This window comes from Paraniabella ginsengisoli (assembly GCF_022513635.1).
Taxonomy (GTDB): domain Bacteria; phylum Bacteroidota; class Bacteroidia; order Chitinophagales; family Chitinophagaceae; genus Niabella; species Niabella ginsengisoli.
In genome coordinates this window covers 16,076-28,257 of sequence record NZ_JAKWBL010000005.1, presented here as the reverse complement: position 1 = coordinate 28,257, position 12,182 = coordinate 16,076, and the positions used below count along the sequence as shown (strand labels likewise).

Sequence of the window (12,182 nt, the reverse complement as noted above, 5' to 3'; positions counted from 1 at the left end):
AAATTTGGTATTAAAGTGGGAAAAAGTGTTACTTTGTGTTAGTTTAGTTTATTAATTAATATTTATGACAGGTTTCCTCGGTGAGTTTGAGGCTACGGTTGACGCCAAAGGCCGCTTTCTTTTACCAGCTGGTTTCAAAAAGCAGCTGGTGGAAGGAGATGGGGAAAAGTTTGTCATTAATAGAGGATTTGAAAAATGCTTAAGTCTTTACCCGTTAAGTTCCTGGGAGCCAATTGCGGAAAAGATCAATGCTTTGAATGATTTTGATCCAAAGGTAAGGCAGTTTAAGCGCTACTTTTTAAACGGAGCTACTTTGGTAGAGCCTGACAGCGCAGGCCGCATTTTATTACCACCAACATTGAAAGAATATGCTTCGCTTCAGAAAGATATTGTGTTAGTGCCGGCAGGTAATAAAATGGAGATTTGGGATAGCGCCAAATACAAAGAGTTCTTTGATGCTTTCTCGCCGGAATCGTTTAGCGATTTAGCAAGCCAGGTGATGGGAGTTTAGTTGACTGGTTGAAAAGTTGAAATGGAAAAGCTCCGTAGGAGCTAAACTAAAATAGACGGATGCGTAGCGTCCGGGTTTAAAAGTTGAAAGGGTATGCCAAAGAAAAAGGATGATATAAAAAGCGAAGATTCCTTGTCAACTGAATACCATATCCCTGTATTGCTGAATGAAACAATAGATGGATTGGCTATTAAGCCCGATGGGGTATATGTGGATTGCACATTTGGCGGTGGCGGTCATTCAGCAGCAATATTAAGCAAGTTGAACGCAAAGGGAAGGCTGTATGCTTTTGATCAGGATGAAGATGCGAAAAGAAATGTGCCGGATGATAAGCGGGTAATTTTTATCCAGCAAAATTTCAGACATATCCAACGGTTTCTCCGGTTAGAGAATGTGCAAAAGGTAGATGGTATACTTGCTGATTTGGGTGTAAGCAGCCATCAGTTTAATGAAGCGGATCGCGGTTTTAGTATAAGGTATAATGCAGATATGGATATGAGGATGGATAGAAGGCAATCTGTAACTGCATTTGATATAGTGCAGCAATATGCTGAAACAAAGTTGCATAAGTTATTTGAACAATATGGGGAAGTGACCAACTCCAAAACGCTTGCGAAAACAATTGTCTCTATTCGCAATTCGGTATCACTTAAAACTATTGATGGATTTAAGAATGCGTTAAGAGAGGTTGTGAAAGGAAATCCTAACAAATATTTCGCTCAGGTTTTTCAGGCTTTGCGAATGGAGGTTAATGAAGAAGTTCAGGTATTGAAAGAGATGTTAGAGCAATCAGTAGTGTTATTAAATCCCGGTGGAAGATTAGCTGTTATTACTTTTCATTCCATCGAAGACAGGCTGGTTAAGAATTTTTTTAAAGAAGGAAGTTTTGAAGAAGTGGTGGACAATCCATTTACGAACATAAAAAGAGAAGAGGTATTTAAAGTGATCACAAAAAAGCCGCTGATCGCAAATCAGGAAGAGGTAGGGAAAAATTCAAGATCAAGAAGTGCTAAGCTAAGGGTAGCAGAAAGGAAGTGACAGATGAAAGTTGACAATTTCGAAAATCATAAATCAGACATCAGAAATCCGAAATCATGCAGGAAAAACAAGCAAAGGTAAATTGGAAAAAGTGGCTGAATTATCAGTCAATAGTAAAACAGGTGCCTTTTCTTTTCTTTCTTGCTTTTCTTGCTGTCGTTTACATATATAATGGCCACACTGCAGATAAGACGGTTAGAAAAATAAATGCAATGGCGAAAGATGTAAAGGAGTTGCAGTGGGAATATAAAAGCCTTAAAAGCGAAGTGATGTTCCGCAGTAAGCCAAGTGAGTTGTCAAAAGCATTGCAGCCGCTGGGTTTAAGTGAGCTAAATGAAACACCTTATGTTCTTAAAGATTCGCTTGAAGATTATATAGCGAATGTTCAATAAAAAAAATTAGAACGTTACTCTTCGAAAGAAGTTGAAGTATGGAAATAAAGAAGGATATATTATGGCGCGTATATCTATGCTTTATAGGCATAGTGGTTCTGTCTGTAATGATTCTGGGTAAAGCAATTGTTATTCAGAAATTTCAGGGAGAGCACTGGCGAAGCATGGGCGATAAAGCATGCATCAGAAGATCGTTGAGATCAATGCAGACAGAGGTACCATATTTAGTGAAGATGGTCAGATGCTTAGCACTTCGTTGCCGCAGTTTGATATATACATGGACTTTAAGGCAGATGGGTTGATTTATAAAGGTGGAAAAGTATATCATACTTACATTGATTCATTTGCACATGCAATGGCAGATTACTTCGGAGATAAGACCGCTAAGGAATATAAGGCTGAATTTGATAAAGCGTATAAAAAAGGAAACAGGTATTATTCTCTTAAAAGAAAACTTCCTTTCGAAGATTATAAAGCGCTTCGCGATTTTCCATTGATCAGGTTAGGGAAAAATAAAAGCGGCATTATTGTAGAGCAAAGCAGCAAGCGCATTGCACCTTTTGGATTGTTGGCTAACAGAACTATTGGCTTAAGCCGTGAGTATGTCAACAGCGATGGCAAAGTAAAAAAATGAACGTAGGCCTGGAGATGAGCTACGACAGTTTGTTAGAAGGACAAAACGGACAGCGCCTTGTCAGGTATATTTCCGGTGGAGCAGTTCCGGTACAAGGCTTTCAGGTGGAACCCGAAGATGGGAGAGATATTTATACTACGTTGGATGTAAATATGCAAGATATTACAGAAACTGCTTTGCTGCGCATGGTGCAGTCTGTGCATGCAGAGTATGGTACAGCAATAGTGATGGAGACGAAAACGGGTAAAATTAAAGCTATTGCAAATTTAGGCCGTAATCCCAACGACACCACTTATTGGGAAAATGATAATTATGCTTTAAGGGTTACGGAGCCGGGTTCAACTATTAAGATCGTGAGTTTTTTAGCGGCATTAGATAAGGGAACTGTTAAGCCAGGAGATTTATTTGAAGTAGGGAGTACAGCACGTATGCAGGTTGGTCCAAGGCCTATTACAGATGCACACAGAATGCCCAAGCCAGTGTTGACAATTGAAGAATGTATAGCACATAGTTCTAACATTGGTATGGGTAAAGTTGCGCTTAAAGCTTTTGGTAAAGAACCAACTGAATTTAAAGAGTATTTGGAAAAATATCATCTTACAAAAAAATCGCCCATTGATCTTTCTTCAGTTCCCCGGCCCTACGCAGCGCCATTAGAAACAAGTCATGGCGGTTTAATGAATTTGGTGACAATGGCTTTTGGTTATGCTATAAACGTAAGCCCTATGCAGTTGTTGACTTTGTACAATGCAATAGGCAATAATGGCACGATGGTAAGCCCCTATTTAGTAAACAGTGTTCGAAATAACGGAGTTGTTGTAAAGGAAAACGAGCCTGTTGTTTTAGAACAGCAAATATGTAAACCTGCTACATTAGAGGCTGCTCAAAATGCGCTCAAGCTTGTGATCACGGAAGGCTCTGGGAAAGGAGTATTTAAAGATATGCCCTTTCTGGTAGCTGGTAAAACTGGAACTGCGCAAGTTGCTGATCGTGGTATAGGATATTCGAGTAGGATATATCAAGCTTCGTTTGCTGGTTATTTCCCTGCAAACAACCCTCAATATTCTTGTATCGTTGTGGTTAGAACAAGGGCTGGTTCTGGTTTATACTATGGTGGTCAATTGGCAGCGCCGGTGTTTAGAGAAATTGCTACAAAAATATACTCCATGTATGTTGAGAGAAAAACGCCAAAGCAATATGAAGGTGCAGTAGATAGCACCAGTTACTTCTATGCTGGCAGCTCAAACGCTATCAAAAACGTGTTAGGTTATTTGGAGATGCCTTACGTTGATTCTATCCGGCAAAATAGTTGGGCTTCCATGTATGCTACAAATTATAAAAGAATTTTAAAAACAAATATAGTAAGAGACAATCTGGTTCCCAATGTAAAGGGTATGGGCTTAAGAGATGCCATTAAACTACTGGAAGAAATGGGTTTACGTGTAAAGGTAAAAGGTAGTGGCAAAGTAGCCGGTCAGTCTATTACACCTGGCGAATCATTTAAAAAGGGGCAGCCTATTGTTTTAAATCTTACTTAATTATAAAATCTAAATATACCGAAGTTGTTATTACAGGATGTTTTATATAAAGCCAGTTTAGTGTCAGTATCAGGAAATACTGATATTGATATTACAGGCATTTGTATTGACTCCCGGAATATTCAACCCGGAAATATTTTTATAGCATTAAAAGGTTCAGCAACAGATGGCCATCAGTTCATTGAAAAAGCAATTACAGACGGAGCTATAGCTATTGTTTGTGAAATATTGCCTGAAATAAAAAAGCCCGAAATAGTTTACATCCAAGTAAGTAATGGCGCAGTTGCTGCGGGAATCACCGCTCATAATTTTTATGGGAACCCTTCTTCTAAAGTAAAACTGCTGGGTGTTACAGGTACCAATGGTAAAACAACAGTGGCTACACTTTTGTATCAACTGTTTAGTAACCTTGGATATAAATGTGGCTTGCTAAGCACAGTTCAAAACCATATTGGAAGCCAGGTTGTACCTGCTACACATACAACGCCAGACGCAGTTCAGCTAAACCAGTTATTGAAATTGATGGTTGATGAGGGTTGCTCGCATGTGTTTATGGAGGTCAGTTCTCATGCTATCAATCAACAGCGCATTGCAGGTCTTGAATTTGAAGTAGGCATTTTTACCAATATCTCGCACGATCATTTGGACTACCACAAAACATTCGATGAGTATATCCGCGTAAAGAAATTGTTCTTTGATACTTTACCTAAAAAGGCATATGCAATTACCAACATCGACGACAGGCGAGGAGTGGTAATGGTTCAAAATACAAATGCTACAGTCAAAACGTATTCGCTAAAAACTGTAAGCGATTTTAAAGGAAAGATACTTGACAACGGTATTATGGGTTTGCATATGGTAGTTGATGAGCAGGAAGTTCATTTCCGTTTGATCGGTGAATTCAATGCGCATAACCTGTTGGCAGCATATGGTGCTGCTATTTGCCTTGGACATGATAAGTATGAAGTATTGCAAACATTAAGTGTATTGAATGGTGCTGAAGGACGGTTTGAATACGTGATTTCACCTTCTGAAAAAATAATTGCAATTATAGATTACGCTCACACGCCTGATGCATTGTTAAATGTGCTGGCGACTATCAGAAAATTGAAGAAAGGTTTTGAGCAGGTTATAACTATTGCTGGATGCGGCGGTAATCGTGATAAAACAAAACGTCCGGTAATGGCGGAAGTAGCCTGCGAACAAAGTGATAAGGTAATATTTACAAGTGATAACCCCGCTTTGAAGATGCCGGTGAAATTATTAAAGAAATGGAAGCTGGCGTGCCCACGGCCGCAAGAAGAAAATGTATATCAATAACAGATAGAAGAGAAGCTATAAAAACAGCTATCAGCCTAGCTAATAAAGAAGATATTGTATTGGTAGCTGGTAAAGGGCATGAAAAGTACCAGGAAATAAATGGTGTAAAACATCACTTTGATGATAAGGAAGTAGTAAAGGAAATGTTTGAGTTGTTAGGGAAATAGTCAATAGTGAATGGTGAATTGAGAAAACGTTTGGCTTTTCATTATTACATTATTGTATAGGCAAATTGGCAAATTAAATTATGTTATATCACTTATTTGAATGGTTTAAGCAGCAGGGCATCAATTTCCCCGGAAGGCAGTTGATGGAGTTTCAGACATTCCGCATTATGATGGCGGTGTTGCTGGCTTTAACTATTACACTTATATATGGTAAAAAGCTGATTAACATTTTGCGTGCAAGATTGGTCGGTGAAACCGTGCGCGATTTGGGTTTGGCAGGTGAGCAGGCAAAAAAGGCACACCAACGATGGGCGGAATCATCATCATTCTTGGGATTATCATTCCAACACTTTTGTTTGCCCGCCTGAATACAGTTTATGTCATCCTTATGTTAGTGGCTACGCTTTGGCTTGGAACCATTGGTTTTATTGATGATTATTTAAAACTGCGTGCAAAAAGATTAGCGCAGCAACAGGGCGCTGCATATAAAAAGGGGGACAAAGACGGGCTGGCCGGTTGGTTTAAGATTTTGGGCCAGGTAGGAATAGGTGTTTTGGTAGGCTCTGTTTTATATTTTAATAGTAATGTAAAAATATGGAGAGAATATACCGGCAACCCTTCCAATCCGGGAGTTATTACTAAAACGGTAAATGGTAATCCGAAGTATTTTGTAGAATCTAAAGAGCCGATCACAACCATTCCATTTGTAAAGAGCCATGAGTTTAATTATTCAAAATTGTTGCCCGATGCTTTGAAGCCATACACCTGGGTGCTGTATATTCTGATCGTTACGTTTATCATTATTGCGGTATCCAATGGGTCAAATATCACGGATGGATTGGATGGCTTGGCTTCGGGTACGTCTGCGCTCATTGGTGTGATGCTTGGCATTTTTGCTTATGCAAGTGGGAACCTGCTCTTTGCAGATTATCTGAATATTATGTACATACCCAACCTGGGCGAGCTGTCGATATTTCTGGCAGCGATGATAGGAGCCTGCGTAGGCTTTATGTGGTACAACTCTTATCCGGCGCAGGTTTTCATGGGCGATACAGGAAGTTTAACACTGGGCGGCATCATTGCTGCGATGGCAATTATTGTACACAAAGAGTTGTTGATACCTATTTTTTGCGGTGTCTTTTTAGTAGAGAATTTGAGTGTGATGATCCAGGTGTTTTATTTTAAATACACTAAAAGAAAGTATGGGGAAGGGCGAAGAATTTTTTTGATGAGCCCACTGCATCACCATTATCAAAAGAAAGGATATCATGAAGCGAAGATTGTAACGCGGTTTTGGATTGTACAGATATTATTAGTGGTGATATGTGTAGTAACCTTAAAGCTTAGATAATTTTTAAATCCGGTGGAAAAAGTTGAAGTCAATTTAAATAGCCAAAGTTCTCCCCTCTCCGGAGGAGAGGGTTGGGGGAGAGGCTGTTGGTGATACTTGGCGGTGGCGAAAGCGGAGTTGGTGCGGCGGTGTTGGCCAAACAAAAAGGGTATAAAGTTTTTTTGTCTGATGGTAGTTCTTTGAAGGAAGTATATCGTAACGAATTAAATGCTGCTGGCATTGAGTGGGAAGAAGGTCAGCATAGTGTTGATAGAATTTTGCAGGCTGATGAAGTAATGAAAAGTCCAGGCATACCTGAGAAAAATGAGTTGATAATACAGATACGCAAAAAGGGAATTCCAATTATTAGTGAAATAGAATTGGCTTACAGGTATAAAGGCGATAGTAAAGTTGTAGCCATAACAGGAAGTAATGGAAAGACCACAACCACTTCGTTGATTTACCACATTTTTAAAACAGCTGGACTTGATGCAGCGCTGGTTGGTAATATTGGGGAGTCTTTTGCAAAGCAGGTGGCGCTGGACCCTAAGCCGGTTTATATAGTTGAGGTTAGCAGTTTTCAGTTAGATGATATTATTGAGTTCAGGCCTGATATAGCAGTGTTGACAAATATTACAGAAGATCACTTAGATCGTTACGATTACAAATTCGAAAATTATATCAGGAGTAAATTCAGCATAACAAAGAATCAAAAGACAGGCGATTACTTCATTTACAATATGGACGATGAAGTGACAATGGAATATATCGATCAATTTAAAATTAACTCAAAACAATTACCAATTAGTATGGCACACGAAAACAGCGGAGCATTTATTAAGGATGGCGATATGTACGTTAGAACCGGCGATGATTTTATGGCAATGAGCGTGTACGACTTTACATTAAAGGGTAAACATAATCAATACAACACTATGGCGGGTTGCCTGGCTGGAACTACAATGGAGATTCGCAAGGAAAAAATTCGCGAAGCAGTGCAAACTTTCCAAAACCTGGAACACAGGATGGAACATGTGGCAACTATTCGCGGAGTGGAGTTTATCAATGATAGTAAAGCTACCAATATTAATTCTACCTGGTATGCATTAGAGAGTATGGATAAACCTACGGTGTTGATTTTGGGCGGTGTGGATAAGGGAAATGATTACAGCTTGCTAACGGACATGGTAAAAGAAAAGGTGAAAGCTATTGTTTGTTTGGGCGTAGATAACCAAAAAATACATGAGGCTTTCGACAGCGCGGTGTCTGTAGTTATTGATACTGCCAGCGCACAAGAAGCTGTGGTTGCGGCTTTCGGCTATTCGGAAAAAGGAGACGTGGTGTTGTTAAGTCCAGGCTGCGCCAGTTTCGATCTTTTTAAAAATTATGAAGATAGAGGTGCGCAATTTAAGAAAGCAGTAATTGATTTGTAGAAACGATGAACTATTAACTATGAACCATGAACAAAAAATAAATGTCTGTAACAACTGAAATATCAAGTAGTGTTTCCTCAACGGACTGGCGGGAGAATTTAAATCGCCATACACGTGGAGATAAAGTGATCTGGGCTTTAGTTGTATTGCTAACGCTGGTATCTCTTTTAGCAGTTTACAGTGCTACAGGTTCTTTGGCATATAAGAATTACAAAGGGAATACAGAAGTGTATCTTTTAAAGCAGGTGATGTTTATATTGCTGGGTTTTGCGGTAGTATATTTTGCGCATAGAGTCAATTACACTATTTACTCCAAGCTTGCATGGATATTGTTTTTGCTAAGTATTCCTTTATTATTCTACACGTTGTTCTTTGGTGTAAAAATGAATGAGGGAGCCGTTGGATCCGTTTGCCACTTATTAACATGACCATGCAAACCTCCGATTTAGCGAAGCTTGCGCTGTTCATGTATCTCGCAAGATTGCTAAGTAGAAAGCAACAGGTAATTAAAGAGTTTAAAAAAGGATTTTTGCCAGTTATTATTCCTATTGGTATAACCTGTCTTTTTATCGCACCGGCAAATCTATCTACAGCATTATTGCTGGGCGCCAGTTGTATGATCTTATTGTTTATAGGTAGGGTCAATACAAAGCATTTATTAATGGTGGTAGGCGTGGCATTGATTCCCATCACAATGCTGATTATTGCGGCAGTCGCGAAACATAGTTCAGATAGGGTCGCAGAGCCAGCTGCAACGGAGCATGTAGCAACTGATTCTAAAAAGTCTGGAAGGCTTGGCGCACGTGTTGGCACATGGGTTAACCGGGTTGAGAATTTTATATATGGCGGTAAAGAAGCTGATACGGATGAAATGTATCAGGTAAACCAGGCAAAAATTGCTATTGCAAAAGGTGGTTTTGTTGGTGTAGGTCCTGGTAACAGCACAACCCGTGATTATCTTCCTCAGGCATATAATGATTTCATATTTGCGATCATCATCGAAGAGTATGGAATAATTGGTGGTGCATTTCTGGTGTTTGTGTATCTGGTTTTTTTATATAGATGTATTAGGATATTTAAAAAATGTCCATTTGCCTTTGGCGCGTTCCTGGCTTTAGGACTGAGTTTTACGTTGGCAATACAAGCATTGGCAAATATGGCAGTAACTGTAAATCTGTTTCCTGTAACAGGTGTTACGCTGCCGCTGGTAAGTATGGGCGGTTCAAGCTTTTTATTTACATGTCTTGCAATAGGTATTATTCTTAGTGTATCACGAAACGTAGAAAACCTGGAGCCGGTGAAGGTTGCGTCTTCTGAAATGAACGAAAAAAACGAGAAACAAGAAAGTGAGTAAAAGAATCATCATAGCAGGCGGCGGTACTGGCGGGCATATTTTTCCTGCTATCGCTATCGCAAATGCGATCAGGTTGCAGCAGCCTGATGTTGAGTTCTTATTTGTTGGTGCGAAAGGAAAGATGGAGATGGAACGAGTACCTCAGGCCGGCTTTCGGATTGAAGGTATAGACATTGCAGGATTGAATCGTAGTTCTTTGATTAAAAATATTGGGTTACCTGCTAAGATCATTAAAAGCTTTTTTCAGGTAAGAAAAATATTTAGTGAGTTTCATCCTGATGCCGTAATTGGTGTTGGTGGGTACTCCACTTTTCCTGTATTAAAACACGCACAAGCAAAAGGCATCCCGACTTTTATTCACGAGTCTAATTCATTTGCTGGTAAGGCGAATAAGATGTTAGGTAAAGGTGCCAGCAAAATTTTTACAGGAACCGATGGCATGGAAAAATTTTTTCCGGCCGGAAAAATAATGGTAACAGGTAATCCGGTGCGAAAGGAAATTGTAGAATCTAAGATTGATAAAAATGATGCAATCAACTTTTTTGAACTGGAGCACAATAAGCCAACATTGTTAGTTGTGGGCGGTAGCCTTGGTGCGAAATCTATTAATGAAGCTGTATTGGCAGGTATCGATGAATTAATAAAAGCTGGTTTGCAAATCATTTGGCAAACCGGTAAAAGTCTCGCTGAAGAAGCTGCGCAAAAAGCAGCAGAACATAAGGAAGTATGGGCTAATACTTTTATTTCAAATATGGAAATGGCATACGCCGCTGCCGATATAGTTATAGCCAGAGCGGGAGCCATGACAGTGGCTGAAATATGTGTGACAAATAAGCCAACCATTTTTGTTCCGTACCCTTTTGCTGCCGAAGATCATCAAACTGTAAATGCACAGCAACTGGTGAACAAAAATGCAGCGTTGATGGTGAAGGATGCTGACGCAAAAACTAAAGTAGTTAAGATGGCCATTGAGCTGGCGGCCAATGCGGATAAAAGAAATGAAATAAGTCATAATCTTTCTCAGTTGGCTATTACAAACGCTGCAGAAAGAGTAGCAACAGAAGTATTGAAAACAATAGAATGAGTATAGCACATAAAAATATTAATGATGTTCAGTCTGTCTATTTTATAGGAATAGGCGGTATTGGCATGAGTGCTATTGCAAAATATTTTTTATCTCTTGGCAAGAATGTTAGTGGATACGATAAGACCGAAACTGAGATTACTCGTCAATTAATGCATGAAGGAGCTAACATTCATTATGAAGAAGACCTGGATCTTATTGCAAAGGATGCAGATTATGTCGTGTACACGCCAGCTGTTCCAAAAGATCATAAGGAGTTGCTTTATTACATGAATGGAGGTTATGCGGTAGTAAAACGCAGCGATATTTTACAGATCATCAGCGAAAGCTCTTTTAATATTTGCGTGGCGGGTACACATGGTAAAACCACTACATCAACTATGATAGCGCATTTGCTGCGTGATAGCGGCTTTGGGTGTAATGCTTTTTTGGGTGGGATTTCGGCCAATTATGGTACTAATTTCTGGAGCAGTAGCAACAATGTGTGCGTGATTGAAGCCGATGAATATGATAGAAGTTTTCTAAAGCTAAGCCCTGACGTAGCGGTGATCACTGCTATGGATGCGGATCACCTGGACATTTATGAAAATGAAGAAAATGTTAAGGATGCTTTCAGGCAGTTTGCTGGAAAAATAAAAAAGACGGTTTGCTATTAAAAAGGTTTGGTTTAGAAAGACAGATGATAGGAGATAGAACGCTTACCTATAACCTGCAAAATGAAAGCGCCGATATACATGCTTCCGATATAGTGATAAAGGACGGTGGATACAATTTCAATGCAGTTCTGAGCGGCCGGGTTATAAACGATATAAGACTGAACATGGGCGGAATGCATAACGTGGAGAATATGATGGCAGCGATAGGAATTGCAGATAGCCTGGAAATTGAAGAGCAAAAAATAAAAGAAGCAGTAGCCGGTTTTAAAGGTGTAAAAAGAAGGTTTGAATATATTATCAATCAACCTGACCTGATTTTTGTTGATGATTACGCACATCATCCAGAAGAATTGAAAGCGTTGATAAATGGTGCAAAATCGCTGTTCCCCGGAAGAAGATGCACACTAATTTTTCAGCCTCATTTATTCAGTCGGACACGGGATTTTGCTGCAGCATTTGCAGAAGAGCTAAGTGGGGTAGATAACGTCATTTTGTTACCCATTTATCCTGCAAGAGAGTTGCCGATCGAAGGTGTAACAAGCAATATAATCCTTGAAAAATTGGATAGCCCAACAAAGTCTTTGTTAAGTAAAGAAGAGCTTTTGAAATGGACTGAAAATTTCTCAAATAGCAGGAACAAAGAGTTTGGAGAAGTAATCATTACCGCAGGCGCAGGTGATATCCATAAATTAGTAGAGCCTATAAAACAGATTTTAATAAAGTAA

The 12,182-nt window shown here is 39.4% G+C and carries 12 protein-coding genes and 1 pseudogene; all 13 read left to right on the top strand.

All coding sequences use genetic code 11. The annotated features are described in order from the left end of the window. The first annotated feature begins 64 nt into the window (after positions 1 to 64). The 13 genes and pseudogenes from mraZ (at position 65) to MKP09_RS24690 (ending at position 12,182) form a co-directional block, all read left to right on the top strand. On the top strand, positions 65 to 511 hold the full coding sequence (gene mraZ, locus MKP09_RS24755; RefSeq protein WP_240833414.1) for a division/cell wall cluster transcriptional repressor MraZ: 447 nt from the start codon (positions 65 to 67) through the stop codon (positions 509 to 511). 93 nt (positions 512 to 604) lie between these two features. Beyond that, a complete protein-coding gene (gene rsmH / locus MKP09_RS24750; RefSeq protein WP_240833413.1) occupies positions 605 to 1,549 on the top strand; it encodes a 16S rRNA (cytosine(1402)-N(4))-methyltransferase RsmH in 945 nt (314 codons plus the stop codon). Positions 1,550 to 1,605: 56 nt separating this feature from the next. After that, positions 1,606 to 1,941 carry an FtsL-like putative cell division protein gene (locus MKP09_RS24745; protein ID WP_240833412.1) on the top strand — a complete coding sequence of 112 codons (336 nt, stop codon included), beginning with the start codon at positions 1,606 to 1,608 and terminating at the stop codon, positions 1,939 to 1,941. Positions 1,942 to 2,119: 178 nt separating this feature from the next. Then, positions 2,120 to 2,575: a hypothetical protein gene (locus MKP09_RS24740; protein ID WP_240833411.1), complete on the top strand. Its 456-nt coding sequence runs from the start codon at positions 2,120 to 2,122 to the stop codon at positions 2,573 to 2,575. Further along, a complete protein-coding gene (locus MKP09_RS24735) occupies positions 2,572 to 4,113 on the top strand; it encodes a penicillin-binding protein (RefSeq protein WP_240833410.1) in 1,542 nt (513 codons plus the stop codon). Before MKP09_RS24740 ends, MKP09_RS24735 begins: the two co-directional genes overlap by 4 nt. A 60-nt stretch (positions 4,114 to 4,173) precedes the next feature. Then, positions 4,174 to 5,600 (top strand): annotated as a pseudogene (locus MKP09_RS24730) (UDP-N-acetylmuramoyl-L-alanyl-D-glutamate--2,6-diaminopimelate ligase). Positions 5,601 to 5,988: 388 nt separating this feature from the next. Further along, positions 5,989 to 6,951, top strand: a complete 963-nt coding sequence (gene mraY, locus MKP09_RS24715; RefSeq protein ID WP_394801140.1) for a phospho-N-acetylmuramoyl-pentapeptide-transferase — start codon at positions 5,989 to 5,991, stop codon at positions 6,949 to 6,951. Positions 6,952 to 7,022: 71 nt separating this feature from the next. Then, entirely contained in the window at positions 7,023 to 8,363 is a 1,341-nt protein-coding gene (murD, locus tag MKP09_RS24710) for a UDP-N-acetylmuramoyl-L-alanine--D-glutamate ligase (RefSeq protein ID WP_240833405.1), read from the top strand. 41 nt (positions 8,364 to 8,404) lie between these two features. Continuing rightward, positions 8,405 to 8,791, top strand: a complete 387-nt coding sequence (locus MKP09_RS27140; protein WP_262915715.1) for an FtsW/RodA/SpoVE family cell cycle protein — start codon at positions 8,405 to 8,407, stop codon at positions 8,789 to 8,791. Positions 8,792 to 8,793: 2 nt separating this feature from the next. Continuing rightward, complete coding sequence (locus MKP09_RS24705) at positions 8,794 to 9,717, top strand: FtsW/RodA/SpoVE family cell cycle protein (RefSeq protein WP_262915714.1); 924 nt, start codon at positions 8,794 to 8,796, stop codon at positions 9,715 to 9,717. Then, positions 9,710 to 10,801 (top strand): undecaprenyldiphospho-muramoylpentapeptide beta-N-acetylglucosaminyltransferase, encoded by a 1,092-nt coding sequence (murG, locus tag MKP09_RS24700; protein ID WP_240833404.1) that lies wholly within the window; start codon positions 9,710 to 9,712, stop codon positions 10,799 to 10,801. The genes MKP09_RS24705 and murG overlap by 8 nt, the downstream gene beginning before the upstream one ends. Further along, positions 10,798 to 11,457: a Mur ligase domain-containing protein gene (locus tag MKP09_RS24695; protein ID WP_262915713.1), complete on the top strand. Its 660-nt coding sequence runs from the start codon at positions 10,798 to 10,800 to the stop codon at positions 11,455 to 11,457. Before murG ends, MKP09_RS24695 begins: the two co-directional genes overlap by 4 nt. Then, entirely contained in the window at positions 11,448 to 12,182 is a 735-nt protein-coding gene (locus MKP09_RS24690) for a glutamate ligase domain-containing protein (protein ID WP_262915712.1), read from the top strand. Before MKP09_RS24695 ends, MKP09_RS24690 begins: the two co-directional genes overlap by 10 nt.